The sequence below is a fragment of the Mycobacterium sp. IDUB_3 genome (genome assembly GCF_055419585.1).
The window spans coordinates 2,515,691-2,541,582 of sequence record NZ_JBVAXZ010000001.1; the positions used below are offsets into that span (position 1 = coordinate 2,515,691).

Genomic DNA, 25,892 nt, shown 5'->3' on the forward strand with positions numbered 1-25,892 from the left:
TCCGTCCATGAGGGTCGCCGGGCCCAGGGCCATTGCTTTACGGCCGGCGAATAGAACGTTTTAATACATCTCGTGGCCCCCGATCAGCTGGATCTCGACGTCGCCGACCTCCGGATATCCCGCGGGAGCGTGCCGGCCAGCACTCAGCTCGCCGAAGCCCTCAAGGCGGCCATCGTCAAACAGCGGCTGCCCCGCGGCGCGCGATTGCCCACCGAGCGAGAACTCATCGATCGCACCCGCGTGAGCCGGGTGACCGTGCGCGCGGCCGTCGGGTTGCTCGAACGCCAAGGATGGCTGGTACGAAAGCAAGGACTGGGCACCTTCGTGGCCAACCCGGTCAAACAAGAACTCGGGCCCGGCGTGCGTACCATCACCGAGGTGCTGGCCGGCTCCGGGATCACGCCGAATGTCGACGTCCTGTCGCATCGCGTCGAAGACGCGCCGCAGCGAATCGCCGAAACACTCGGCCTGTCGAAAGTTCTCTGTGTGCACCGACGCTTCCGCGATGGCGACCAGCCGCTGGCCCTGATGATCGCTTACCTGCCACCGGGATTGGGCGAGGCCGTCGAGCCGCTGCTGAAGAGCGCGACCGACGAGCAGACCGCGCAGGCGATGGAAAGCACCTACACCATGTGGGAACTGCGACTGCAGGTTCCCATCTCCCGCGCCAACTATGAGATTCATGCGGCCGGCGCGTCACTGGAAGTGGCCGGCGCGCTGAACCTGCCGCTGGGGTCTCCCGTCCTGGTCCTCGAACGCACCAGCTACGGCCATGACGACAAGCCGCTCGAGGTCGTGGAATTCCACTATCGCCCGGAGAGGTACAGGTTTTCGGTCACGTTGCCGCGCACCGTGCCCAGTCCCGGCGCCGGCATCGTGGAACGGCGAGATTAGGCGACGGCCACTCAGCGAATTCTCAACGAATTCTTCGGTGCCGCATCGCTTGGCTCCAAGCATCTGCAAAGCCATCGGCTGCAACATTTATTCATGACGAATGAGCAGCTGTGCGTGAATCTGGTCGAACGCTACCTGCGCACCCGTGGGCGGCGCTATTTTCGCGGCCACAACGACGGCGAATACTTCTTCGTCACCAGCGGCCCGCGGCGCTTGCACATTCACTTCGAGGTTTCACCCGCGCATGACGACGTGTTGATCATCCGCGTCAACCCGGGGTGCTACTTCCCGGCAGCCGACCGCTCCTGGCTGACATACTTCTCCGACAGGTGGAATCGTCTTGATCGCCAAGTCACCGCGATCGTGCACGGTTCTTCGGATCCGCAGCGCATCGGCGTGATGGCCCGCAAGTCGCAATGGGTCCGCAACGACGTCTCGTTCAGTGACTTCGCGTCCTTCGTCGACCGAACCATCGCAGACGCCACCGAGCTCTTCGATGAATTGGGCCCCACCGTCGAATTGCCTTCCCCGGAGCGGTCATTGCTGCGCGATGCCGGCTGAGGCTCCGGCGGGCTACTCAACCGACGGAGCATCCGGGCGTGGCTCGCCCAGCCTGGCGCGTATGGCGCCCCACGGGTCGGCGTAACGTCCGGGCGTATCCCGATATGCCGCACGACTTTTGAGAAACCGCCGCGCCAGCGGCGAGATCAGCCGCATCGGATAACGCCGCCACCCAGCGGCGGCTCGCATCTCGGTGAGCATGTCCGGCCACGAGTGGTGCTGGAATTGCAGAACCTGCTGGGCGCGAACGGTATCCATCCAGTCCGTGACAAACCAGTCGTCGTCACTGTCCGGATCGCCAGGCCGGCCCCCGGGCAAGACGTCGACCAGACCCCGAGCGGCGGCCAGCGCCTTGCCGACGTCTCCCTGCCGAAGCCGGTGCGACTCGTCACCGGCGATCAGCAGCGTCTCACCGGCGACGTCGGCGGTGACCGCCGCGGCGAACGCGCGCGCGACATCACGCACATCGACGGTGTGAATGCGGCCATCGGTCGGCAGCGCGCTTTCGAAGAACAATGCATCGACACTGAACGGCATCGCGTCCGGTTCCACACTGATCACTCCGGCCAGGCGCAGGATGACCCACTCGAGAGTCGAGGACCGGACGTGCCGTTCGGCTTCGGCCTTATGGGCGCCGTAGAGGTCGGCGGGGTTCATCGGGGAGTCCGGGCGCAACAGCTCGTGGTGGCGGTGTGGGTTGCGCGCGCCGTACACGGCGTTGCTCGACGCCTGAATGAACCGCACCGGGTGCGCCCGCGCCTGCGCCGCGCGCAACAACGTGACGGTCGCGTCGACGTTGACGCGGCGACCCAGCGCGGGCTGGCGATAAATCACCGGTGGGATCACCGCGGCCAGGTGAACGATCGCCGTGGGCGACGTCTCGGCGAGCAGCCGATCAACCTGACCCGGGTCGGTCAGATCCGCCCAGTGCGCCTCGGCGCCCGCCGGTAGCGAACTCGCGGCTTTGCGCTGGGCTGCGGTGCCCAGGTCGGTCGCGACGACGCGCTGACCGTCGGCAACCAGTCGGCGCACCGTTTGCGACCCGACGAGGCCGAAACCCCCAGTAACCAGAACCTTTTCGGACATGCTCCCCCACCGCCCGCTGGTCCGCCAGCAAACGAATATGACATTCTCCTAAATGGAGAGTAGCATATGCTAGCCAGGGCCCGAGGTTTGAGACCGGCGTCACACCGGCAACAAATAGCAAAGAGTGCAGAACAGACAGCGGGGAGCCATGACGGGCAACGGTGTGGACGCGGCCGACAACCACGAAACCGCCAAATGGGATCCGGCCTTCACCGAACAGGTCGCCAAAGTGCTCGGGCCGGCCATCAAACGGTATTACCGCGCCGAGGTCCGAAACATCGAGAACGTCCCGCCCTCGGGCGGCGCCTTGGTGGTGTCGAACCACTCGGGCGGCATGCTGACCCCGGACGTGTTGATTTTCTCGCCCGCCTTCTACGAACACTTCGGCTACGACCGACCGGTCTACACACTGGCCCACTACGGCCTGTTCATCGGCCCATTGGATGGCTGGCTACGCCGGCTCGGGGTCATCGAGGCCAGCCGGGAAAACGCCGCCACCGCCCTGCATTCCGGCGCGGTGGTACTCGTGTTCCCGGGTGGCGACTACGACTCCTATCGGCCGACCTTCAGTGCGAACACGATCGACTTCAATGGCCGCACCGGCTACGTGCGGACCGCCATCGAAGCCGGTGTGCCCATCGTGCCGACCGTCTCCATCGGCGCCCAGGAGACCCAGCTGTTCCTGACCCGGGGCAACTGGCTGGCCCGCAAGTTGGGGTTGACCAAGGCGCGGATGGACATCCTGCCGATCAGCGTCGGGTTCCCGTTCGGGCTGAGCGTGATCTTCCCGCCCAATGTGCCGCTGCCGGCAAAGGTCGTCACCGAGGTCCTCGAGCCGATCGACATCACCGCCCGCTTCGGCAATGACCCCGACGTCGACGAGGTCGACGCCCACGTACGCGCCGTCATGGAAGCCGCGCTGCAGCGGCTCGCCGGTGAGCGCCGGTTCCCGATCCTGGGCTGACGGCGCCCGGGCCGCTGGAGGTGGCGTGTGAAAAGACTCAACGGCATGGACGCGATGCTGCTCTACAGCGAGACGCCCAACCTACACACGCACACGCTGAAGGTGGCCATCATCGACCCCGCCGACTTCGACGGCGAATTCGGTTTCGAGGTGTTCCGGCGCCATGTGCGCCGCCGGCTCCATCTGCTAGAACCGTTGCGCTACAAGCTCGTTGACATTCCCTGGCATTTGCATCACCCCATGTGGCAGGAGAACTGCGACGTCGACCTGGACTACCACCTGCGGCGGGTACGGGTGCCCGCGCCGGGTGGCCGGCGCGAGCTCGATCGGGTGATCGGCGAAGTGGCGTCCACTCCGCTGGACCGCAGTCGCCCGCTGTGGGAGTTCCACTTCGCCGAGGGGCTGGCCGGGGGCCGATTCGCGTTGATCGGCAAGGTTCACCACGCGCTGGCCGACGGTATCGCGTCGGTCAACCTGCTGGCCCGCGCGATGGATCTGCGCGACGGGCCCACCGACGAGCGCGACAACGACGAGGCCGGCGTCACCACGTCCAATGCCGACCTGTTGCGTGCGGCGGCGCGCGACCACGTCCGGCAGATCGGTGAACTGCCGGGGCTGCTCAAGGATGCGGCCGTCGGCATGATGCGGGTGCGCCGCCGGTCCAGAGAGCGCGGGGCTCACCCCGACCTGGCCGACGCATTCGACGCACCGCCGACGTTTCTCAACCATGTCGTCTCGCCGCGGCGCTGGTTCGCCAGCACGTCGTTGTCGCTGCCGGAGGTGAAGGCGACGGCAAAGGCGTTGGGCGTCACGGTGAACGACGTGGTGCTGGCGATGGCGGCCGGCGGACTGCGGACACTGTTGCTGGCGTATGACGGCGCGGCCGAGCGCCCGATCATCGCCTCGGTGCCGACGGCCACCGACAAGTCGGACCGCATCACCGGCAATGAGATCAGCGGGCTGATGATCTCGCTGCCGGTCCATATCGCCGACCCCATGGAGCGGACCCGGCTGGTCGCCCTGGCCACCAAGATCGCCAAGGAAGACCACGAGGTCCTCGGGCCGGAGCTCTACGGGAAAATGATGGCCTACCTCCCGACCGCCTTCGCACCCGCCGCATTCCGGTGGCTGGGCCTGCGCGACGCGCCGAACAAGCTGATGAACGTCGCGGTGTCCAGTGTGGTGGGGCCGCGCGAGCGCGGGCACTTCGGCGGCGCGGCGGTCAGCGAGATCTATTCCACCGGTGTGCTGTCGCCCGGCGCCCCGGTCAACATCACCGTGTGGAGTTACGTGGACCGACTCGGCGTGGCCGTGCTCACCGACGACTGCACGTTCAACGACCCGCACGAGGCGACGGATGCCATCGCGGCGTCATTCGCCGAATTGCGCGATGCCGCAGGCGTTTCCGCTCAGCCGGCGAGCACGCCGTCCAGCACCGAATAGAACAGGCCCAGGCCGTCGTCGGAAGGCCCGGTCAGTGCCTCGATGGCGTGCTCCGGATGCGGCATGAGGCCAACCACGCGGCCGTTGGCGGAACTGACCCCGGCGATGTCGTGCAGCGACCCGTTGGCGTTCTCGTGGTACCGGAACACCACCCGCCCCTCGCCCTCGAGCTCTTCGATCACCTCGGTCGGCGCCACGTAGCGTCCCTCACCGGACTTCAGCGGGACCAGCAGATCGGCGTCGGGCTCGAATCGCGACGTCCACGCCGTCGACGTCGAGGCCACCCGCAGCCACACGTCGCGGCAGATGAAGTGCAGACCCACGTTGCGCGTCAGCGCCCCGGGCAGCAGTCCAGCCTCGCAGAGCACCTGAAAACCGTTGCAGATGCCCAACACTGGCATGCCGCGCCGAGCGGCCTCCACCACCTCGGCCATCACCGGGGCGAACCTGGCGATCGCACCGGCTCGCAGGTAGTCGCCGTAGGAGAAGCCGCCGGGCACCACCACGGCGTCCACGCTTCGCAGATCGGCGTCGGCATGCCACAGGTTCACCGCCTCGGCGCCGACCCGCCGCGCCGCGCGGGCGGCGTCCACGTCGTCGAGTGTGCCGGGGAAGGTGATGATCCCGATGCGTGCCGTCACTGCGTCTCCCGGCTGATCGTCCAGTCTTCGATCACGGTGTTCGCCAGCAGCGATTCCGCAATCTCGGCGAGCGCCGAATCGTCGACACTGTCGTCCACTTCGAGCTCAAAGCGCTTGCCTTGCCGAACTTCTGAGATTCCCGGATGTCCGAGGCGACCCAGCGCACCCACAATCGCTTGACCTTGCGGGTCGAGAATCTCCGCTTTGGGCATCACGCTCACGATCACCCGGGCCACCGGCGCTCCTCCTCAGTTGGCGTTTTCGGCGCCAACTCTACCGGCGAAAGCGCAGCTCGGGGTTACAGGCACGAGCCAATGTAGGCCTCGCACAGGGGTGCGCTCATGGCATTGAGCACCGGATCGTCCGCCATCGCGGGCCAAGCCGTCTGCGGCGGGGCCGTCGACCAGAGCGTGACCTCGCTGATCGTGCTGCTGGCCGGGTGGGCGAACAGATAGGTGTGCATGACCACCGGGCCGCTGATCACGGCGGCCATCCGAGTCGATTCGTCGCTGGTCAGCGACGGCGACTCCTGCGGTGCACGCTGCTGGCAGGCCCGCAGCGCGATGACGGCGTTGCTGAACGCCGTGGTCGCGGTCGCGCCACCGTGGGAGGTGTCACCGCGCCAGTGCAGGACCTGGGCCTGCAGTTGCCACTGTCCGTCCGGATGCTGCAGCGTCGCGCGGGCCGCGACGGCCGAGTCGCGGGGATCCTGGGGTATCGCCGGCGCGGCGCACAGCTCCTCGAACCGGAACCGAGGACCGGGCGCCGAACCGGTCGTCTGCGCGGCCTGGCCGGGCAGGGAGGGCCAGTGGTACACGGAGTCCAGCGGGACGGCGTGCTGATCGATCCACGCGGTGTTCGGGATCCGGTCGCACAGCCCCGGGCAAGTCTCCGGCTCGGCGTGCGCAGGAACAACGACGATCAGAGCAACTGCGAAACTGCCGGCGACCAGCATCGTGGCCAGGATCACGCGGATCGGCAGCTTGTCCATCAAGGCACAATCGTAGATATGCAACTGACGCATTTCGGCCATTCGTGCCTACTTGCCGAATTCGACCACGCCCGCGTGCTCTTTGACCCCGGTACCTTCGCACACGGATTCGAGGGAATCACCGGCTTGACCGCCATCTTGATCACCCATCAGCATCCCGACCATGTCGACACCAAACGGCTGCCGGCATTGCTCGAGGGTAACCCGGATGCGGCGCTCTACGCGGATCCGCAGACCACCGCGCAACTGGGCGAACCCTGCCGCGAGGTCCACGTTGGCGACGAGCTGCACATCGGTGAACTGACGGTTCGCGCGGTCGGCGGCAAACACGCTGTCATCCACCCGGAAATCCCTGTGATAGAGAACATTTCGTTTCTGGTGGGCGATGCCGACCATCGCGCCCGGCTGATGCATCCCGGTGACGCGCTCTTCGTGCCCGACGAGCCGGTGGACGTCTTGGCCACTCCGGCCGCCGCGCCGTGGATGAAGGTGTCCGAGGCCGTCGATTACCTGCGTGCCGTGGCTCCGGAGCGCGCCGTTCCCATTCACCAGGGGATCATCGCCCCGGATGCCCGCGGCATCTACTACGGACGCCTGACCGAGATGACCAGCACCGACTTCCAGGTGCTGCCCGAGGAAGACGCCGTCACGTTCTAACGCCGGTTGGCCTCGCCCCCGGCTAAATGATGTCGTCGGCGGCGCCGCGTCCGGCGGCGCGGCCGGAAAAGATGCAGCCGCCCAGAAAGGTGCCCTCCAGGGCACGGTAGCCGTGCACGCCGCCACCGCCGAACCCGGCCACCTCGCCGGCGGCGTACAGACCGCTCAGCGGCGTGCCGTCGGCCTTCAATACCCGTGAGGCAAGGTCGGTTTCAATGCCGCCCAACGTTTTTCTGGTCAGGATGTGCAGCTTGACCGCGATCATCGGTCCCGCCTTCGGATCGGTGAGCCGGTGCGGCGCCACCACCCGGCCCAACCGGTCGCCCAGATAATTACGCGCGCCGTGTATCGCCGTGATCTGCCCGTCCTTGCTGAACTTGTTGGCCACCTCCCGATCCCGGGCGGTGACCTCGGACTCCACCGTCGCGTAGTCCAGCGGCTGCACGTCGGGCAGCTTGTTCATCGCGGTCACCAGGTCGCGCAACGAGTTCGCGCTGACGAAGTCCACACCCCGGTCGACAAACGCCTGCACCGGCCCAGGCGGCCCGGAACGCGCCCGGTTTCGCAGCAGCTCGCGGACGCTCTGGCCGGTCAGGTCGGGATTCTGCTCCTGCCCGGACAGCGCGAACTCCTTCTCAATGATCTTGGCGTTCAACACAAACCAGGTGTAGTCGAACCCGGATTTTGTGATGTGCTCCAAGGTCCCCAGCGTGTCGAATCCGGGGTAGAGCGGGACCGGCAACCGCCTGCCGCTCGCGTCCAGCCACAGCGACGACGGACCCGGAATGATCCGGATCCCGTGCAGCGGCCAGATCGGGTCGTAGTTGGTGATGCCCTCGGTGTAGTGCCACATCCGGTCGGGGTTGATCACTCGCGCGCCGGCCCGCTGCGAGATGGCGATCATCCGGCCGTCGACGTGGGCCGGCACCCCGCTCAGCAGTTGCTCGGGAACGCGGCCCATGCGCTTCGGCCAGTTCTTGCGCACCAGCTCATGATTGGCGCCGATGCCGCCGCTCGTCACGATCACCGCGTCAGCACGAAATTCGAACTGCCCTACCGATTTCCGCGAGGACGCGACTCCCCTGGGCGTGGCCGAGGACTCCAGCACGGTGCCCCGGACGCCGGTCACCACCCCGCCCTCGAGAATCAGCTCGTCGACCTGGTGGCGGTGCATAAACCGTACCGATGAGCGGTCGCGCAGTTGACGGGCGAAGATCTCGACCAGCGCGGGCCCGGTGCCCCAGGTGATGTGGAAGCGGGGAACCGAATTGCCATGTCCCTGTGCGTCATAACCGCCGCGCTCGGCCCAGCCCACCAGCGGGAAGAGCTTGAGCCCCCGCGACCGCAGCCAGCTGCGTTTCTCCCCTGCGGCGAAATCGACGTAGGCGTGCGCCCATTGGCGTGGCCAGTAGTCCTCGGGACGGTCGAAGGCCGCCGTGCCGAGCCAGTCCTGCAACGCGAGTTCATGGCTGTCGCGGATACCCAACCGGCGCTGCTCCGGGCTGTCGACGAAGAACAGGCCGCCGAAGGACCAGAAGGCTTGCCCGCCCAGGTTGGCGCTGTTCTCCTGATCGACGATGAGTACCCGCAACCCGCGATCCACCAGTTCGCACGCGGCGACCAGGCCGGCCAGGCCCGCCCCGACGACGATGGCATCAGCGTCGAACGCCGCAACCGAAGAATCGCTCATGTCGGACCAGGGTAGTGCCCCGACGAGCAGGTCAGACAGTCGCTTCGTCAGGCGGCGTCGAGCACCGCTTTGGCCGATTCCCAGCGATACACGGTGGGTGTGCATGCGTGCATCAAGGCCAGGTCGACCGCGTCCACCATGGCCTGTAGCGGCCCGGGCTTGCGCAGGTGACGAGCCGCGACCGCAACCCGCACGACGCCGCCGCGGCGAGCGATCCGCTCGGCCGACAGCACCACCATCCGGCACCACCACGGCTCGGTGAGGAAGCCTTCGCCGATGCCGAGGACGCGTGCACGGACGGTGGTGTGGCGGACCAGATCGGTGATCCCATGCAGATCGGCCAGCAAGCGGAATCCGTTGTCCGGCAATGCTTTGACAACGCCAGGTGACACCACCCAGCCGGGCGCGGCGAACAGCCGGGTACGCAGCCCGAGGTGCTCGAGCACGCGGTCGGCGGCCATCAATCGCAGATTGGCCTCGTGCGCCCGCAGGATCGCGAATTCGCCGCGACGTTTCTTGGTGGCGGCGTCGTCGTAGCCGTGCAGCACGATCGCGTCGCCACCGGCGCGACGGGTGGTCAGCCATTCGACGGTTTGCTTGTCGTGGTCGAGCCGGTAGTCACCGGACAGGCGGGGAGCCACCAGCAACGACACCGGTACTTGGCGGGCATCCATTTTCGCGCAGAACGCCTCGACGTCGGGAAGGGTGCGTTCACCGATCCCCGAGACCGAGACGATCAATTTTCCAGACACACCAGCAGTTTGCCGATCCCAAGTGTCGGAATGGTGAAGGACACGCAGACAGCAGGCGTATATGCACTCGCCCTAGCGCGATAACTGATTTCGGCGGCTGTCAGGCCCTGCACAGACCACAACCGCCGCGCGCGTCAGCCGGAGCGATCAATTCGATATGCTAAGCAACGCCATGGATGAGGCCTCGTACGCAGCGGCCAAAAAGCCGCTGCCCCACGCCCACACCGGGCAGCCGGGCGTCGAGGAACGGGAATATCCCGACAAGCTCGATGCCGCGCTGTTGCGGATCTCCGGTGTGTGCATCTTGGCCACCGTGATGGCGATCCTGGACGTCACGGTCGTCAGCGTCGCGCAACGCACCTTCATCGACCAATTCGCGTCCTCGCAGGCCGTTGTGGCCTGGACGATGACCGGCTACACCCTCGCTTTGGCGACCGTGATCCCGATAACCGGGTGGGCTGCGGACCGGTTCGGCACCAAACGGCTCTTCATGGGTTCTGTGGTGGCGTTCATGTTGGGCTCGCTGCTCTGTGCGATTGCCGCAAACATCGTGCAGCTCATTGCGTTTCGCGTGGTGCAGGGAATCGGCGGTGGCATGCTGCTCCCGTTGGGATTCATGATCTTGACCCGCGAAGCGGGCCCGGGTCGGCTGGGGCGCCTGATGTCTATTCTGAGCATCCCGATGCTGCTCGCGCCGATCGGCGGGCCGATCCTGGGCGGCTGGCTGATCGACACCTCGAGCTGGCGGTGGATATTTCTGATCAATGTGCCGATCGGGTTTCTCACCATCGCGCTGGCCTCCCTCATCTTTCCGCGGGATCATCCGGCCCGGTCAGAGACCTTCGACGCCGTCGGCGTGCTGCTGCTCTCGCCGGGCCTGGCGATGTTTTTGTTCGCGGTGTCCTCCATCCCGGGCCGCGGCACCGTTGCCGACCGCCACGTGGTGATACCGGCGGTGATCGGCCTTTCACTGATCGGGGGTTTCGTCGCGCACGCGTGGCATCACGCCGACCATCCGCTGATAGACCTGCGGCTGTTCCGCAACCCCGTGCTCACGCACGCCAACGTGACGATGCTGGTGTTCGCCGGCGCATTTTTCGGCGCCGGCCTGCTGCTCCCGAGCTATTTCCAGCAGGTGCAGCACCAGACGCCGATGCAGGCGGGCGTGCACATGATTCCTCAGGGGCTGGGCGCGATGCTGACCATGCGGCTCACCGGGCCGCTGGTGGACCGGCAGGGCCCCGGCAAGATCGTGCTGATCGGCATCGCGCTGATCACCGCCGGCCTGAGCGCCTTCGCCTTCGGGGTGGCCACCCAGGCCCACTACCTGCCCATCCTTCTGGTCGGACTGGCGGTCATGGGCCTGGGCATGGGCTGCACGATGATGCCGCTGTCGGTCGCCTCCGTGCAGGCGCTGGCGCCCCATCAGATCGCTCGGGGAACGACGCTGATGAGCGTCAGTCACCAGGTGGGCGGCTCGATGGGAACCGCGCTGATGTCGATGATCCTGACAAACCAGTTCAATCGGAGCCCCAACATCGTCGCAGCAAACAAGGTCGCCGCCCTGCATCAGAAGGCGGCGGTGGACGGGGTGCCGGTCGATCAGTCGGCGATACCCCAGCAGTCGCTTGAGCCCGGCTTTCTGAGCAGTGTGGTGCACGATCTTTCGCATGCCTATACAGCGGTATTTGTGATTGCCGTCGTGCTTGTGGTGTGCACCTTCATTCCTGCGTCGTTTTTGCCGAAAAAGCCGGCAAGCGAAACGGCCGGCGAATAACATAATCGCCCGGTAACCGCGCGACCAGGCCGTTTGTCGGTTTAGCAATGATGCAAGTCACAATCTCCGCCGCGCGAATTACACCTGTGCGAATAGCGAATACGAGTAAAAACCCTTCAGCCGGGGCAACCCTGTGGATATGCTCAGCGGCGCCATGCAGAAGACCCGCTCCGCAGCGTTGAGTGTCCCGTTGCCTACCGCCCCGGGATCGGCGCTGCGCTCAGACGAGTACCCCGACAAGCTGGACGCGGCGCTGTTCCGGATCGCAGGGGTGTGTGGGCTGGCCTGCATCATGGCGGTGCTGGACAGCACCGTCGTCGCCGTCGCGCAGCGCACCTTCATCGCCCAGTTCGGGTCCACCCAGGCCATCGTCTCGTGGACGATCGCCGGCTACATGCTCGCGTTCGCCACCGTGATCCCGATTACCGGCTGGGCGGCGGATCGGTTCGGCACCAAACGCCTCTTCATGGGTTCGGTGCTGATCTTCACGCTGGGATCGCTGCTGTGCGCGATCGCGCCGAACATATTGCTGCTCATCCTGTTTCGGGTAGTTCAGGGCATCGGCGGCGGCATGCTGTTGCCGCTGACCTTCGTGATCCTGACGCGCGAGGCGGGACCGAAGCGGGTCGGCCGCCTGATGGCGGTCGGCGGAATCCCGATTCTGTTGGGCCCCATCGGCGGACCCATCCTGGGCGGCTGGCTGATCGGCGCCTACGGCTGGAAGTGGATCTTCCTGATCAACCTGCCTATCGGGCTGATCGCCTTCGTCCTCGCGGCGATCATGTTCCCGAAGGATCGCTCCGCCCCGTCGGAGGCGCTCGACATCACCGGTGCGCTGCTCCTGTCGCCCGGCGTGGCGATCTTTTTGTGCGGAGTGTGTTCCATCCCGGGTCGGCACACGATTGCCGACCGCTACGTATTGGTCCCGGCCCTCCTCGGCCTGGCCCTGATCGCCGCGTTCATCCTGCACGCCTGGTATCGCACCGATCACCCCCTGATCGACCTGCGATTGTTCCGAAACCCGGTGGTCACGCAGGTCAACGTGACGCTCCTGGTGTTCGGCGCCGCCTCGGTCGGCACCGGCCTGCTGGTGCCGAGCTTCTTCCAGATCGTCGGCCACGAGACGCCGATGCAGTCCGGTATGCACATGCTGCCGATCGGGATCGGCGCCGTTCTGACCATGCCGCTCGGCGGAGCCTTCATGGACAAGCGCGGGCCCGGCAACATCGTGCTGATCGGGCTGCCGCTCATGGCACTGGGGTTGGGTGTCTTCACCTACGGCGTCGCCAGGCAGGCCGCGTATTCCCCGGTCTTGGCGACCGGGCTGGCGATCATGGGGCTGGGTATCGGCCTCACCACCACGCCGCTCTCCGCGGCGCTCATGCAGGCGCTGGCCCCGCATCAGATTGCCCGCGGTACGACGCTGATCAGCGTGAACCAGCAGGTTGGCGGGTCGATTGGGGCCGCGCTCATGGCGGTGATCCTGACCAATGGGTTCAACCGCAACGAGGCCCTGATGGCGGCGAACGAGATGGGCGGGGCGCGCGCGGGCGCCGGTCAGCAGGGCCTGCCGGCCGATCCGTCAGCCGTCCCGAGACAGCCGCTTGCCCCCGATCTGGCCAGCCACGTGTCGCACCACCTGGCACACGCCTACACGGCGGTGTTCGTGCTGGCCGTCGTGCTGGTGGCGTTCACCATCATCCCGGCATCGTTCTTGCCGAAGAAGCCGCCGACCCCACCGGTCAGCGAGTAGCGCCGGCACCCCGCGGCGGGCCGTTGGCCGGCCAGGAATGCCTACGTCGACGACTGGGCCCCGGCCGCCGCCAGCAACCACGCGTATTGGAAGGCGGCCTCCTCCCAGCCCTTGTAGCGGCCGCTGACGCCACCGTGCCCGGCGTTCATCTGGGTCTTCAACAGGACCGGACTACCGTCGCCATTGGCATGGCGCAGCGCGGCGACCCACTTGGCCGGTTCCACGTAGTAGACCCTCGTATCATTCAGCGACGTCATAGCCAAAATCGCCGGATACCGCTTGGCCTCGACATTCTCGTACGGCGAGTAGGACTTCATGTAGGAGTAGACATCCTTGTCCGCCAGAGGATTTCCCCATTCGTCCCACTCGGTGACGGTCAGCGGCAAGGAGGGATCCAAGATGGTGGTCAGCGGGTCGACGAACGGAACCTGCGCGAGAATTCCGGCGAAGAGCTCCGGCGCCAGGTTGGCCACCGCGCCCATCAGCAATCCGCCGGCGCTACCCCCCAGCGCCACCAGCTGTCGCGGCCGGGTGACGCCGGACTCCACCAAATGCCGTGCCACCGCGACGAAGTCGGTGAACGTGTTCCTCTTCTCCAACAGCTTGCCGTGCTCGTACCACAGCCGGCCCATCTCACCGCCACCACGCACGTGGGCGATGGCGAACACCATGCCGCGGTCCAGCAACGACAATCGGGCGATGGAGAAGCTCGGGTCCGTGCACAGTTCATAGGCGCCGTAGCCGTAAAGCAATGCGGGCGCCGGAAACTCGATGTCTGCGCGGTGCACGATGGACACCGGGATCCGGGTGCCGTCGTCGGCGACAGCCCAGTCACGCCGTTCCACGTAATCCTCGGGCTGGTAATCGCCGAGTACTGGCTGCTCGCGCAGTAAGGTGCGCTCGCCGGTGGCGAGGTCGATGTCGTAGACCCGCGCCGGAACGACCAGCGATCCCGCCCTGATCCGCAGTTTGGGCGCCCCCCAGTTGGGGTTGCCGGCCGGGCCCGCCGTCATCAGCTCGGAGTCGAACGAAATCTCTTCGGGCTGGGCATATGTGCCGTCGGCGTTGATGGGCCACAGCTGCATCCGGGGCAGCGCCTCGCGCCGGTAGCTGACGACCAGGAGGCCGGCGAAAGCATCGACCGCGTCGAGTCGGACGTCGTCGCGGTGCGGGATCAGGGTGCGCTGCTGGGTTGGATCGCTGACCGGCGCCTCGGTGAGGGTGAAGTTGACCGCGCCGTCGTTGTGCAGGATCAAGAACCGGTCCTGGCCGCCGATGACCGCGTGCTCGACCGCGTACTCGACGCCCTCGCGGCGGGGCAGCACGACGGTGAACTGTGCTTGCGGTTCGGCGGCGTCGGCGTAGCGGTACTCGGAGGTGATCGAGGATCCCGAGGCGATGAAGACGTAGGCCTCGCTGCGGGTGAGTCCCACACCGAGCCAATACTTTTCGTCCTCTTCGTGATAGACCAGCTCACTCTCTTCGCCGGAGCCCACCCGATACCGCCACACTTTGTCGGGGCGGTGCGCGTCGTCCAGGGTCAGGTAGTACACGGTGCGGTTGTCGGCGGCCCAGGTCGCACCGGCACCGATATCGGCGATCTCGTCTTCGAACAGCTCGCCGGTGCGTAAGTCCTTGAAACGCAACGTGTAACGCTCGTCACCGAGGGTGTCGACCGAGTACGCCAGCAGGTTTCCGTCGAGGCTCACCGTCGCGGCCCCCAGGGAGAAGAACTCGTGACCCTCGGCCTCGGCATTGGAATCGAGCAGGATCTGCTCGCCCGGTATCTCGGTGTTCTCGTCCAGGGTCGCCGGGTCCCAGTCGTCGGGACCGCTGATAGGACAACGGCATTGGACTCGGTATTGCTTACCCTCGTAGGTACGCGCGTAGTACCACCACTCGCCCTGCCGGGTGGGCACCGACAGATCCGTCTCCTTGGTGCGCGCCTTGATCTCGTCGAAAATCTGCTGCCGCAGCGGTTCCAGGTGGGCGGTCATCTGATCGACGTAGGCGTTCTCCGCCTCGAGGTAGGCGATGACTTCGGGGTTGGTCTTTTCGCGCAGCCACTCGTACGGGTCGACGAAGACGTCGCCGTGATGCTCACGCCGAGTCTCCACCCGCTTGGCGACAGGGGGCACCGACCCGTCCAGGTGCGTTTCGGTCATGCGCCGGGGCCGATCCAGTCGTTGAAGCTCAGGCCGGAAATGCGTTCGTACGCCTCGATATAGCGGCCGCGGGTGGCAGCGATGATGTGCTCCGGCAGTGGCGGCGGGGGTTTTGATCCGTGGCGGTCCCACCCCGACTCGGGCCCGGTCAGCCAGTTGCGGACGAACTGTTTGTCGAAGCTGTTCTGGACGACGCCGACCTGGTACTCGTCGGCCGGCCAGTACCGCGACGAATCCGGTGTGAAGATTTCGTCGGCGAGTAGCAGGTTGCCGTCGCGGTCGGTGCCGAACTCGAATTTGGTGTCCGCGATGATGATTCCCTTCCGGAGCGCGTGATCGGCGGCCTGCACGTAGATCTGTAAGGTGCGGTCGCGCAGTTGGTTGGCCGGCACGGCACCGACCATCTCGATGACCCGGGCGAAGGGGATGTTCTCGTCGTGGTCGCCCCGTGCGGCTTTCGTCGCTGGGGTGAACAGCGGTTCGGCGAATCTGCTGGCTTCGACCAGTCCCGGCGGCAGCCTGATGCCGCAGACCGTTCCGGTCGCCTGGTAGTCCAGCAATCCCGAGCCGGTCAGGTAGCCTCGCGCCACGCATTCCACCGGAACCATCTCCAGTTGACGCACTACCAGCGCGCGGCCCAGGACCTCGTCGGGGATGCGTGGGTCGTCGGGCGGCCCGGCCAGATGGTTGGGGGCGTCGACGAGACCGAAGAAGAACACGCTCATCGCGGTGAGGATGCGGCCCTTGTCCGGGATGGTGCTGTCCAGGACGAAGTCGTACGCCGAGATCCGGTCGGTGGCGACGAGCAGCAGGTGCTCGTCGTCGACCCGGTACAGCTCGCGGACCTTGCCGCTGGCCAGGTGCTGGTAGTCGGACAGTGCAGGCATCCGGTCAGCCTATCGGGCACCTGCAAACGGGCTTTGTGCTGGGATCGGGGCTATGACACTGCGGTTTCTGCCCTACTCCACCAGGCCCGGCCGGCTGGCCGCCCAGCTGTTCAGCGACTTGGCTGTCGTCGTCTGGACGGTGCTCTGGCTGCTCGTCGGGCTGGCCGTCTACGACGCCATCGCCACCATCGCCGACGCCGGCCGGCAGGTGGAGAGCGGTGCGAAGGGGATCGCCGGCAACCTCGAGTCCGCCGGCCACGGCGCCCAGCACATCCCGGTGGTGGGCGACACGGTCAGCAAGCCGCTCAACTCCGCCAGCCACGCCGCGCTGGACATCGCCGGCGCGGGCCACGATCTGGACAGCGCGGCGAGCTGGCTCGCGGTGCTGCTCGCGATGGCCGTCGTCGCGGTCCCGATCCTCATCGCTGCGCTGCCGTGGTTCCTTCTGCGGCTGCGATTCTTTCGGCGCAAGTTGACGGTTACCGCGCTGGCCGCGACCCCGGCCGGTGCGCAATTGCTTGCGCTGCGCGCCCTGACCAACCGCCCGCCCCGCAAGCTGATCGCCGTCAGCGCGGATCCGGTCGGCGGGTGGCGCCGTGAGGATCCGGCCACCATCGGGGCCCTGGTGGCGCTCGAACTACGGTCGGCCGGTATCGCGCTGCGCGGGAGCTAGCAACAGCGCCCGCGCCACCAGCAGCAGCCCGGCGACGACCACAATGAGCCACGCGGCCAACGCATCCCAGAAGAACACCAGAGAGACGGTGAGCAGCGGGTGCCGGCCGAGCTCGAGAGCCATGGCGAAGCTGGCCGCGGAGTACATGCCCAGCGGGAACACGAAAGCCCACCACACACCGGTGAATTGCAGCATGTTGGGATGGCGCCTGATGCGGTGCAGCGCAAAGTAGATCAGCGGCGGTATCCACAGGGTGGCCGTCACCCAGGTCACGATGCTGAGCTCGCGCACCGGACCGGCCAGCCAGGCGGGAGCCACGGCGTGGATGTTGTCGCCGGCCAGCGTCGCAATCGCCATGCCGCCCATCAGGATCCAGGTGTCCGGTTCGAAGCCGTCGCGGTCCTGGCGTTCGTTGACGACCCGCCAGAGGGTAAGCCAGGTCATCAGGCCGTAGATGCACAGGGCCGCCAGCCACCCGGCCACGGCCACCGCCAGCCACCAGTGATGGCCGGTCTGTCGGGCCGCCCGGGCGATCACGATCGCCAAGCCGGAGGTGCCCACGCTGGCCAGCTGCCACGGGCCGTGGGCGCGGTCGCGTAGCTCCGTCCACCGGTGCGCCAACATGTTTCGCGCGCTGAACAAGATCAGCACCAGCCAGGACGCCAGGCCGACCGCGCCGAGCACCCGCGCCACCCACACGTTGGACGACAAGCGGGTGTCGATCACCGCGCAGGCGGCGACGAAGGTGATCAGGCGCAGGGTGACGTCGGGATCGGTCAGGTCCCACCGCAACTTCTGGCCGGGCGTGGCGACCTTCACGATGACCAGGGCAACCAGAAACAACAGCCCGACAGTCGCGATCACACCCATCGTGTCGCTGATCAACCGGTACCCGTGATCGTGCGCGCCGATCGACAAGATTCCCGTCGCCATCACCGCGGCGAACACATCGGGTGAGGGCTCGACATCGGCGAACCGGATCGTCACGGTTGTTCGTGTAGCTCCACGACGAGGTGCCGAATGCCGGTGTGCCGATTGCTGCGGGCCCATTCGACCGGCCGGACGACCTGGACCCCACCGAACCGAGACAGCAGCTCCTCGAACAGGACACGCAGCTCGAGCCGGGCTAGGTTGGCGCCAAGGCAATAGTGCACACCCTGACCGAACCCCAAGTGCGGGTTGGGCTTTCGGGCGATATCGAACTCGTCGGCATTCTCGAACACGCCGGGGTCGCGATTCGCCGAGCCTTCCCAGATCTGTATCTTCTGCCCGGCCTCGATCGACTGCCCGCCCAACGTGACATCGCGGGTGGCGGTGCGGCGCTTGGAGGGCGACGGCGACGTCCACCGCACCATCTCCTCGACGGCCGTGGGCAGCGCGCCGAGATCGCCGCGCAGTGACCGCAATTGGTGCGGATGGTCGGCCAGCGCCAGCAGGCCGCCCGCGACGGCGTTGCGGGTGGTCTCCGCGCCGGCGCTGAACAACAGGCTGAAGAACAGGTACAGCTCGAGGTCGGACAGGGCCGATCCGTGGTCGCCATCGGGGCCGTCCAGCATCGCGTTCGCCACGACCGACAACATGTCGTCGGTCGGGTTCTCCCGCTTGGCCGCGATCAGCTGCTGACCGTACTCATACATCCGCGACCCGGCCGCTGCGTCTCTTTCGGAGACCGACAGCTGCGATAACGTAGCCTTGCGCGAGCCGCCGAAATCAAACTGCGGCTCGATCGCCTCGAACAACCAATGCCGTTCGGATTCAGGCACTCCCAGCAGGATGCAGATCATCTGCATCGGCAATTCGGCCGCGATGTCGACCAGGAAGTCGAACGGCTCGCCCGGAACCACCGCGTCCAGCAGCCGGCTGGCCCTGGTCCGCAGGTCGTCCTCGACCAGCCGGATCATCCGCGGCGTCAGCCCGGAGCTGACCAGCCGCCGGATCTGCGAATGCCGCGGATCGTCCATCATGTTGAGCACCTGACCCGCGATCGCCAGGTCCTGCAACAGCGTGCCGCCATACGGCCGCGGGCCACCGGTGACCGATGAATATGTCACCGGATCCTTAAGCACCTCAAGTGTTTCCGCGTACGTGGCCACCGACCAGAACCCTTCGCCGTCCGGGGTGTTGTCGGTCGGTGCATGCCAGTAGACCGGCGCTTCACGACGATGGATCGCGAACAGATCGTGCGGAAATCCTCCTGCGAAGTTGTCCAGATCGGTGAAGTCGATCTCCGCGAGCGCGCCGGCCAGCGTCACAGGATCGCACCGGGGGCGTACTTGGCCGCGTCCGGGTACCGGTTCACCAGCGCGTCCACCTGCGCCGCCACCTCGTCCACCTGGTCACCGGCGGCCCCGGTGAACGCCTTCTTGTCGGCGAGGGCGGCGTCCAGCGCCGCCCGGTCCAGCGGCAACCGCTCGTCGGCCGCCAGCCGCTCCAGCAGGTCGGGCTCGGCGCCGTGTTCGCGCATGGCGAGCGCGGTGGCCACCGCGTGTTCCCGGATCACATGATGCGCGGCCTCGCGCCCGACGCCTGCGCGCACCGCGGCGATCAACACCTTGGTGGTGGCCAGGAACGGCAGGTAGCGGTCCAGTTCGCGACTGATCACCGCCGGATAGGCGCCGAACTCGTCGAGCACCGTCAGGAACGTCTCGATCTGACCGTCGATGGCAAAGAAGCTGTCCGGCAACGCCACTCGGCGCACCACCGAGCAGAACACATCGCCCTCGTTCCACTGCGCACCCGCCAGTTCGGCGGCCATCGAGGCGTAACCGCGCAGCACAACCTGCAACCCGTTGACCCGTTCGCAGCTCCGCGTGTTCATCTTGTGCGGCATGGCCGAGGAGCCGACCTGTCCGGGCGCGAATCCCTCGGTGACCAGTTCATGCCCGGCCATCAGCCGGATGGTGTGGGCCAACGACGACGGCCCGGCACCCAGCTGCACCAGCGCCGAGAGCACGTCGTGGTCCAGCGAACGCGGATAGACCTGTCCGACACTGGTCAATACCGTTGCGAATCCCAGGAATTCGGCGACGCGCCGCTCGAGGTCGGCAAGCTTGGCCGTGTCACCGTCGAGCAGGTCGAGCATGTCCTGCGAGGTACCCATCGGGCCCTTGATGCCGCGCAACGGGTACCGGTCGATCAGCTCCCGCAGCCTGGTCAACGCGATCAACGTCTCCTGTGCCGCCGAGGCGAACCTCTTGCCCAACGTGGTGGCCTGCGCGGCGACGTTGTGGCTGCGTCCGGCCATCACCAGGTCGCGGTAGGCCAGGGCGCGCTCCGCGAGCCGCGCGGCGACCGCGACACCGTGACCGAAGACCAGTTCCAGCGAGCGCCGGATCTGCAGTTGCTCGACGTTCTCGGTCAGGTCGCGACTGGTCATGCCCTTGTGCACGTGCTCGTGACCGGCCAGCGCATTGAATTCCTCGATGCGCGCCTTGACGTCGTGGCGCAGCACCCGCTCGCGGTCCGCGATCGACGCCAGGTCGACGTCCTCGATCACCCGCTCGTAGTCGGCGATGGCTTCGGAAGGCACCGATACGCCCAGTTCCGCCTGCGCGCGCAGCACCGCCAGCCACAGCCGCCGCTCGGCGACGACCTTGGCCTCCGGCGTCCAGATCGCGACCATCTCGGCGCTGGCGTACCGAGTGGCCAGCACATTCGGAATGCTCACTTGGTCCTCACGAACACACAGCTTACGGTCGCGGTCATAGCCTATGCGGATGTACTTCGCCGGCGTCGACCTCGCCTGGGCGGGTCGTAACCCGACCGGCGTCGCCGTGGTCGACTCGGGCGGCGCCCTGGTGAGCGTGTGCGCGGTCCGCGACGACGACGAGATCCTGGCCGCGTTGCATCCCTTCGTGCGGGGCGACTGCCTGGTCGCCTTCGACGCGCCCCTGGTCGTGACCAACCCGACCGGCCAGCGTCCCGCCGAGACCGCGCTCAACCGTGACTTCCGCAGGTACCAGGCCGGCGCCCACCCGTGCAACACCGGAAAACCCGAGTTTGCCGACGGCCCGCGCGCCGGCCGGCTGGCCGCGGCGCTGGGCCTGGATCTGGATCCGCGATCGCCGGCCGCCCGGCGCGCCATCGAGGTCTACCCGCACGCGGCGACCGTCGCGCTGTTCCGCCTGGAGCGGACCCTGAAATACAAGGCGAAGCCCGGGCGCACCGTGGACGGACTCAAATCCGAGTTGCTGCTGCTGATGGACGGCGTCGAGCGGCTGGCGCAGGCCCCGGTGCCGCTGTGCGTGGCCGGGCACGCCGGCTGGGTCGCGCTGCGCCGGGCCGTCGCGGCCGCGCAGCGCAAGAGCGAGCTGCGCCGCGCGGAGGATCCGGTCGACGCCGTGGTCTGCGCCTATGCGGGCTTGTACGCGCAGCACAGCCCGGGAAACGTGACGATCTACGGCGACCTGGACACCGGGTACATCGTGACTCCGTCGCTGCCTGCGGATCCGATCCGCACGTAGCGGTCGGTCAGATCTGCACCGGCCGCTGGTCGATGGGCGCGAGCACCTCGATCAGGTCGACCACCGCACCTTGTGCCGCCGCGCGCGGATCGCGGCCCTCCACCAGGGCCGACACCACCGAACCGTCGACCGCGCAGATCAACGTGCACACCAGTTCGATGTGCACCGAACGGCCCGAGCGCTCGATGGCCTCGGCGACCGCCTCGGCGCGCTGGCGCAGGCTGCGGCGCATGGTCTCGCGCAGCGCGGGCAGGCGGGTGCACGCGATGTGTCGCTCGTATCGCGAGATCAGCTGATCGGTGCGGCCCGGGCCGGACACGTCGCCCACGAGCAGATCGGCCAGCACGTCGGCGAGGGTCTCCGGTCCCCGGCGCCGCCGCGACAAGCCGCTGACTCGCGACCGCAACTGCGCCACCTCGATCATCGCGATGTGTTCGACGGCGCGTGCGATCAGATCGTCGAGCGAGGAGAAGTAATACGTGGTGGACGCCAACGGCAATCCGGCCCGTCGGGCAACCGCCCGGTGCCGCACCGCTTCGAAGCCACCCTCGGACAGCAGCTCGGCGGCGGCGCTGACGAGCGCGTACCGTCGACGTTCTCCTTTTGGAGTAACCGCTGCAGTCACGAGTAGCCATCGTGCCAGCCAAAGTGGTACTGCATTGCCATTTCGGCCAAACGGCCAGGGCATAATGGCCCGCATGCCCGACTTGAGCCGACGCGCCCTGCTGGGTCTCGGCGCCAGTGCGGCGGTGGGGGCGGCGGGCGCCTACGGGCTCGACATCCTGTTAGAGCCCCGCACATCTCACGCGATGCCGGCGTCGACGGCCGGTACCCAGATGCCGTTGGCGCCGCCGCCCAGCCCACCTCGCGATCCGGCTCCCTCCGCCGCAGCCGCGCCGACGATGGTGACCGGTTCCTTCGTCTCCGCCGCGCGCGGCGGGGCGAACACCAACTGGGCCATCGCGCGCCCGCCGGGCCAGACGAAGCCGCTGCGACCCGTGATCGCGCTGCACGGCAAGGGCAGTGACGCGTCCACCGTGATGGCGGGCGGCGTCGAACACGGTCTGGCGCAGGCCGTCGATGCCGGACTGCCGCCGTTCGCGGTGGTCGCCGTCGACGGCGGTGGCGGCTATTGGCACAAGCGGTCGTCCGGCGAGGACAGCGGCGCGATGGTGCTCGACGAGCTCATCCCGATGCTGGGCAACCAGAATCTGGACACTTCACGGGTGGCGTTCCTGGGTTGGTCGATGGGCGGCTACGGCGCACTGCTGCTGGGCGGCCGGCTGGGACCGTCCCGCACCGCGGCGATCTGCGCGGTGAGCCCGGCGCTGTGGATGTCCTCGGGTGCGGCCGCACCGGGAGCCTTCGACGGGCCGGACGACTTCGCGGCCAACTCGGTGTACGGCATGCCCGCCCTGGCCTCGATCCCGATCCGGATCGATTGCGGCGACAGCGATCCGTTCTACGCCGCGACAAAGCAGTTCATCGCGCAACTGCCCAATCCGCCGGCCGGCGGCTTCTCGCCCGGCGGCCACGACGGGGCATTTTGGAGCTCGCAGCTGCCCGCCGAGCTGACCTGGATGGCACCGCTGCTGACGGCGTAGCGAGTTACGCTCGCGAAGGTGACCGCACCTTTCGACTGGACCTTCCCGTACGCCTGGCCACGCAAGCCCATCCTGGCGGAAAACGTTGTGTGCACATCGCAACCCCTCGCCGCCCAGGCGGGCCTGCGGATGCTCGCGCAGGGTGGCAGCGCAGTGGACGCGGCCATCGCCACAGCCATCACCCTGACGATCGTGGAGCCGGTGTCCAATGGCATCGGTTCGGACGCCTTCGCCATCGTGTGGGATGGCAAGCAACTTCACGGCCTGAACGCCTCGGGCCGCTCGCCCGCAGCGTGGACGCCGGAATACTTCGGCGGCAAGGGCGTTCCGGTCTTGGGCTGGAATTCGGTGACCGTGCCCGGCGCGGTGTCGGCGTGGACCGAACTGCATGCCAAGTTCGGCAAGTTACCGTTCGAGCGGCTCTTCGAACCCGCAGTATCCTACGGCCGCAACGGCTTTCCGGTCTCACCGACCGTCGCCGAGCAATGGGCGGCGCAGGTGCCGCTCTTTGAAAGTCAGCCCGGTTTCGCCCCCGCGTTTCTGCCCCGGGGGCGGGCCCCGAAACCGGGTGAGCGTTTCAGCTTGCCCGATCATGCCGCGACGCTCGAGACGATCGCCGCGACCAACGGAGAGGCTTTCTACCGCGGGGAACTGGCCGCCAAGCTCGAGGCGCACGCGCTGGGCAACGACGGCGCCATGCGGGCCAGCGACCTGGCGGCTCACCGCGCCGACTGGGTGGGTACCGTCGACGGCGGCTACCGCGGGTACACGGTGCACGAGATCCCGCCCAACGGGCAGGGCATCGTCGCGCTCATCGCCCTGGGCATCCTGGAACACTTCGACATGGCCTCGCTGCCTGCGGATTCCGCTGACAGCGTGCACCTGCAAATCGAAGCGGTGAAGCTGGCGTTCGCCGACGCCCAGGCCTACGTCGGCGACATCGAACACATGCCGCTGGGGCCAGAACGCCTGTTGGACAAGGAGTACCTGAAGCAGCGCGCCGGGCTGATCGACCGCGGACGGGCCAAGCCCGCATCCGCCGGGGCCCCGGCGAGCGGAACCGTCTACCTCACCGCGGCCGACGCCGCGGGGATGATGGTGTCGATGATCCAGTCGAACTACATGGGGTTCGGTTCGGGCGTGGTGGTCCCGGGCACGGGGATCGCTCTGCAAAACCGGGGCGCGAATTTCGTTGCCACCCCTGGACATCCGAATACCGTGGCTCCGAACAAGCGTCCCTACCACACCATCATCCCCGGATTCGTGACCAAAGACGGCGCAGCGGTCATGAGCTTCGGGGTGATGGGCGGCATGATGCAGCCCCAGGGCCACGTACAGGTGCTGGTGCGCATCGCCGACCACGGGCAGAACCCGCAGGCGGCATGCGACGGGCCGCGGTTCCGGTGGGTCGAGGACATGCAGGTCAGCTGTGAAAAGGGTTTCCCGGATTCGACGCTGGACGAATTGCGCCGCCGCGGACACGATCTGGTCGCCGTCGACGACTACAACCAATTCGGCAGCTGTCAGGCGATCTGGCGCCTGGACGGCGGCTACTTCGCAGCCAGCGATCCGCGCCGGGACGGTCAGGCCGCCGCCTTCTAGACGCGGATCTTCCCGTCGGCCGCCAACTGGGCGATGTCGCTGCGGAAATGACTGCCCGGCAGGCGAATTGAACGCACGACCTGGTAGGCGTTGGCCCGGGCGGCCGTCAAGTCGGCGCCCGTGCCCACCACCGACAGCACCCGGCCACCCGACGAGACGATCTCGCCGTCGTCGCGCCGCGCCGTTCCGGCGTGCAGTACCCCGTCGGCCTCCGAGCCCACGATGACGTCTCCCACACGGGGGCGTCCGGGATAGCTCTCCGCGGCCACCACCACCGTCACGGCCGCGCCCTCGCGCCAGCGCAGCTCGCCGAAGTCCGCCAAGGTGCCACTGGCCGCCGCCTGCAGAAGCTGGCCCAGCGGCGATTCCAGCAGCGCCAGCACCGCCTGGGTCTCGGGATCGCCGAAGCGACAATTGAATTCGACCACCGCGGGGCCGTTCGCGGTGATCGCGAGTCCGGCATAGAGCAAGCCGCTGAACGAGCTGTCCCGCGCAACCATTTCGGCCGCAACGGGTCCGATGATGTTGCTGACCACGTCGCGGTACACCTCGTCGGGAAGCCACGGGACCGGCGCGTAGGCGCCCATACCGCCGGTGTTGGGCCCGCTGTCGCCGTCGCCGACCCGCTTGAAGTCCTGCGCCGGCAGCAGCGGCACCACGGTTGCGCCGTCAACGACGCAGAACAGCGACACCTCGGGGCCGTCCAAATAGGACTCCAACAGCACCGGGTGCCCCGCCTCGAGCAGCCCGGCGGCGTGCGCGCGTGCGACACCGCGATCCGCGGTCACCACGACGCCCTTACCGGCGGCCAAGCGGTCGTCCTTCACCACCCAGGCCGCATCCCCCGCCGGCGGACCGAACCGATCCAGGGCGGCGTCTAAATGCGCGGGGCTATCGACGATTTCACTGGTCGCGGTGCGCACCCCGGCCGCGGCCATGACCTCTTTGGCGAAAGCTTTGGAGCCTTCGATGCGGGCGGCGTCCTTGCTGGGACCGAAGCAGGCGACGCCCGCGGCCCGCACCGCGTCGGCCACCCCGAGGACCAGCGGCACCTCTGGTCCGATGACCACCAGGTCGGCGCGGACCTCGCGCGCCAGGGCGACGACGTCGTCGGCCGAGGTGACATCGACGTCGTGCTGGTCGGCCAGCCGCGCGGTGCCGGCGTTGCCGGGAGCGATCGCCAGCCCCGTGACCTCGGGGTCTTTGCGAAGCGCCAGCAGCAACGCATGCTCACGGGCACCGGAACCAATCACCAGGACGCGCACGACACGTCAGACTAGCCCGGTCAA

At 67.3% G+C, this 25,892-nt stretch carries 24 protein-coding genes; 11 read left to right on the forward strand and 13 right to left on the reverse strand.

Annotation, left to right across the window (positions count from 1 at the left end):
• Positions 1 to 72: 72 nt before the first annotated feature.
• Both ACZYVJ_RS11325 and ACZYVJ_RS11330 read left to right on the forward strand, forming a co-directional pair.
• On the forward strand, positions 73 to 894 hold the full coding sequence (locus ACZYVJ_RS11325; RefSeq protein WP_463831075.1) for an Rv0792c family HTH-type transcriptional regulator: 822 nt from the start codon (positions 73 to 75) through the stop codon (positions 892 to 894).
• Positions 895 to 987: 93 nt separating this feature from the next.
• Positions 988 to 1,455 carry a hypothetical protein gene (locus tag ACZYVJ_RS11330; protein ID WP_463831076.1) on the forward strand — a complete coding sequence of 156 codons (468 nt, stop codon included), beginning with the start codon at positions 988 to 990 and terminating at the stop codon, positions 1,453 to 1,455.
• A 12-nt stretch (positions 1,456 to 1,467) separates the two neighbouring features.
• Here ACZYVJ_RS11330 and ACZYVJ_RS11335 read toward each other — a convergent pair whose 3' ends face one another.
• Positions 1,468 to 2,541 (reverse strand): NAD-dependent epimerase/dehydratase family protein, encoded by a 1,074-nt coding sequence (locus ACZYVJ_RS11335; RefSeq protein ID WP_463831077.1) that lies wholly within the window; start codon positions 2,539 to 2,541, stop codon positions 1,468 to 1,470.
• Positions 2,542 to 2,689: 148 nt separating this feature from the next.
• Between ACZYVJ_RS11335 and ACZYVJ_RS11340 the strand changes: the two genes are divergently transcribed.
• Positions 2,690 to 3,505 carry a lysophospholipid acyltransferase family protein gene (locus tag ACZYVJ_RS11340; RefSeq protein WP_463831078.1) on the forward strand — a complete coding sequence of 272 codons (816 nt, stop codon included), beginning with the start codon at positions 2,690 to 2,692 and terminating at the stop codon, positions 3,503 to 3,505.
• A 27-nt stretch (positions 3,506 to 3,532) separates the two neighbouring features.
• On the forward strand, positions 3,533 to 4,948 hold the full coding sequence (locus ACZYVJ_RS11345; RefSeq protein ID WP_463831079.1) for a WS/DGAT/MGAT family O-acyltransferase: 1,416 nt from the start codon (positions 3,533 to 3,535) through the stop codon (positions 4,946 to 4,948).
• On the opposite strand, the gene purQ is transcribed toward ACZYVJ_RS11345, so the two are convergent.
• The 3 genes from purQ to ACZYVJ_RS11360 all read right to left on the reverse strand — a co-directional run bounded on the left by purQ (position 4,915) and on the right by ACZYVJ_RS11360 (position 6,622).
• The gene (gene purQ / locus ACZYVJ_RS11350; RefSeq protein WP_463831080.1) at positions 4,915 to 5,589 is read right to left on the reverse strand and encodes a phosphoribosylformylglycinamidine synthase subunit PurQ; all 675 of its coding nucleotides are present in this window, start codon (positions 5,587 to 5,589) and stop codon (positions 4,915 to 4,917) included. The genes ACZYVJ_RS11345 and purQ overlap by 34 nt on opposite strands.
• Positions 5,586 to 5,825, reverse strand: a complete 240-nt coding sequence (gene purS / locus ACZYVJ_RS11355) for a phosphoribosylformylglycinamidine synthase subunit PurS (RefSeq protein WP_044487430.1) — start codon at positions 5,823 to 5,825, stop codon at positions 5,586 to 5,588. Before purS ends, purQ begins: the two co-directional genes overlap by 4 nt.
• 62 nt (positions 5,826 to 5,887) lie before the next feature.
• Entirely contained in the window at positions 5,888 to 6,622 is a 735-nt protein-coding gene (locus ACZYVJ_RS11360) for an ATPase (protein WP_463831081.1), read from the reverse strand.
• Between ACZYVJ_RS11360 and ACZYVJ_RS11365 the strand changes: the two genes are divergently transcribed.
• Entirely contained in the window at positions 6,599 to 7,237 is a 639-nt protein-coding gene (locus ACZYVJ_RS11365) for an MBL fold metallo-hydrolase (protein ID WP_463831082.1), read from the forward strand. The genes ACZYVJ_RS11360 and ACZYVJ_RS11365 overlap by 24 nt on opposite strands.
• Before the next feature lie 22 nt (positions 7,238 to 7,259).
• On the opposite strand, the gene ACZYVJ_RS11370 is transcribed toward ACZYVJ_RS11365, so the two are convergent.
• Both ACZYVJ_RS11370 and ACZYVJ_RS11375 read right to left on the reverse strand, forming a co-directional pair.
• A complete protein-coding gene (locus tag ACZYVJ_RS11370) occupies positions 7,260 to 8,927 on the reverse strand; it encodes an FAD-binding dehydrogenase (protein ID WP_463831083.1) in 1,668 nt (555 codons plus the stop codon).
• Positions 8,928 to 8,974: 47 nt separating this feature from the next.
• The gene (locus ACZYVJ_RS11375; RefSeq protein WP_463831084.1) at positions 8,975 to 9,679 is read right to left on the reverse strand and encodes a DUF2334 domain-containing protein; all 705 of its coding nucleotides are present in this window, start codon (positions 9,677 to 9,679) and stop codon (positions 8,975 to 8,977) included.
• 157 nt (positions 9,680 to 9,836) lie between these two features.
• On the opposite strand from ACZYVJ_RS11375, the gene ACZYVJ_RS11380 reads away from it, so the two are divergent.
• A complete protein-coding gene (locus ACZYVJ_RS11380; protein ID WP_463831085.1) occupies positions 9,837 to 11,456 on the forward strand; it encodes a DHA2 family efflux MFS transporter permease subunit in 1,620 nt (539 codons plus the stop codon).
• Positions 11,457 to 11,595: 139 nt separating this feature from the next.
• Positions 11,596 to 13,209, forward strand: a complete 1,614-nt coding sequence (locus tag ACZYVJ_RS11385; protein WP_463831086.1) for a DHA2 family efflux MFS transporter permease subunit — start codon at positions 11,596 to 11,598, stop codon at positions 13,207 to 13,209.
• A gap of 41 nt (positions 13,210 to 13,250) precedes the next feature.
• Here ACZYVJ_RS11385 and ACZYVJ_RS11390 read toward each other — a convergent pair whose 3' ends face one another.
• Together ACZYVJ_RS11390 and ACZYVJ_RS11395 are read right to left on the reverse strand one after the other, a co-directional pair.
• Positions 13,251 to 15,374 (reverse strand): S9 family peptidase, encoded by a 2,124-nt coding sequence (locus ACZYVJ_RS11390; RefSeq protein ID WP_463831087.1) that lies wholly within the window; start codon positions 15,372 to 15,374, stop codon positions 13,251 to 13,253.
• Positions 15,371 to 16,261, reverse strand: a complete 891-nt coding sequence (locus tag ACZYVJ_RS11395) for a phosphoribosylaminoimidazolesuccinocarboxamide synthase (RefSeq protein ID WP_463831088.1) — start codon at positions 16,259 to 16,261, stop codon at positions 15,371 to 15,373. The genes ACZYVJ_RS11390 and ACZYVJ_RS11395 overlap by 4 nt, the downstream gene beginning before the upstream one ends.
• Positions 16,262 to 16,313: 52 nt before the next feature.
• Here ACZYVJ_RS11395 and ACZYVJ_RS11400 point away from each other — a divergent pair, with 52 nt between their 5' ends.
• A complete protein-coding gene (locus ACZYVJ_RS11400) occupies positions 16,314 to 16,934 on the forward strand; it encodes a hypothetical protein (protein WP_463831089.1) in 621 nt (206 codons plus the stop codon).
• On the opposite strand, the gene ACZYVJ_RS11405 is transcribed toward ACZYVJ_RS11400, so the two are convergent.
• Genes ACZYVJ_RS11405 through purB form a run of 3 tightly spaced genes read right to left on the reverse strand, consistent with a single transcriptional unit; the run spans position 16,899 to position 20,601 of the window.
• Positions 16,899 to 17,921 (reverse strand): tellurite resistance/C4-dicarboxylate transporter family protein, encoded by a 1,023-nt coding sequence (locus tag ACZYVJ_RS11405; RefSeq protein WP_463831090.1) that lies wholly within the window; start codon positions 17,919 to 17,921, stop codon positions 16,899 to 16,901. The two genes, ACZYVJ_RS11400 and ACZYVJ_RS11405, sit on opposite strands and share 36 nt — an antisense overlap.
• A complete protein-coding gene (locus ACZYVJ_RS11410; protein ID WP_463831091.1) occupies positions 17,918 to 19,186 on the reverse strand; it encodes a cytochrome P450 in 1,269 nt (422 codons plus the stop codon). Before ACZYVJ_RS11410 ends, ACZYVJ_RS11405 begins: the two co-directional genes overlap by 4 nt.
• Positions 19,183 to 20,601, reverse strand: a complete 1,419-nt coding sequence (gene purB / locus ACZYVJ_RS11415) for an adenylosuccinate lyase (RefSeq protein ID WP_463831092.1) — start codon at positions 20,599 to 20,601, stop codon at positions 19,183 to 19,185. The genes ACZYVJ_RS11410 and purB overlap by 4 nt, the downstream gene beginning before the upstream one ends.
• Before the next feature lie 49 nt (positions 20,602 to 20,650).
• On the opposite strand from purB, the gene ACZYVJ_RS11420 reads away from it, so the two are divergent.
• A complete protein-coding gene (locus ACZYVJ_RS11420; RefSeq protein ID WP_463831093.1) occupies positions 20,651 to 21,397 on the forward strand; it encodes a DUF429 domain-containing protein in 747 nt (248 codons plus the stop codon).
• A gap of 7 nt (positions 21,398 to 21,404) precedes the next feature.
• On the opposite strand, the gene ACZYVJ_RS11425 is transcribed toward ACZYVJ_RS11420, so the two are convergent.
• On the reverse strand, positions 21,405 to 22,022 hold the full coding sequence (locus ACZYVJ_RS11425; RefSeq protein ID WP_463831094.1) for a TetR/AcrR family transcriptional regulator: 618 nt from the start codon (positions 22,020 to 22,022) through the stop codon (positions 21,405 to 21,407).
• Between the two features lie 61 nt (positions 22,023 to 22,083).
• Between ACZYVJ_RS11425 and ACZYVJ_RS11430 the strand changes: the two genes are divergently transcribed.
• Complete coding sequence (locus ACZYVJ_RS11430; RefSeq protein ID WP_463832957.1) at positions 22,084 to 23,001, forward strand: alpha/beta hydrolase-fold protein; 918 nt, start codon at positions 22,084 to 22,086, stop codon at positions 22,999 to 23,001.
• An 18-nt stretch (positions 23,002 to 23,019) separates the two neighbouring features.
• Positions 23,020 to 24,603, forward strand: coding sequence for a gamma-glutamyltransferase family protein (locus ACZYVJ_RS11435; RefSeq protein ID WP_463831095.1), 1,584 nt, complete (start codon positions 23,020 to 23,022; stop codon positions 24,601 to 24,603).
• Here ACZYVJ_RS11435 and purD read toward each other — a convergent pair.
• Positions 24,600 to 25,868, reverse strand: a complete 1,269-nt coding sequence (gene purD, locus ACZYVJ_RS11440) for a phosphoribosylamine--glycine ligase (protein WP_463831096.1) — start codon at positions 25,866 to 25,868, stop codon at positions 24,600 to 24,602. The two genes, ACZYVJ_RS11435 and purD, sit on opposite strands and share 4 nt — an antisense overlap.
• Between the last annotated feature and the right edge of the window lie 24 nt (positions 25,869 to 25,892).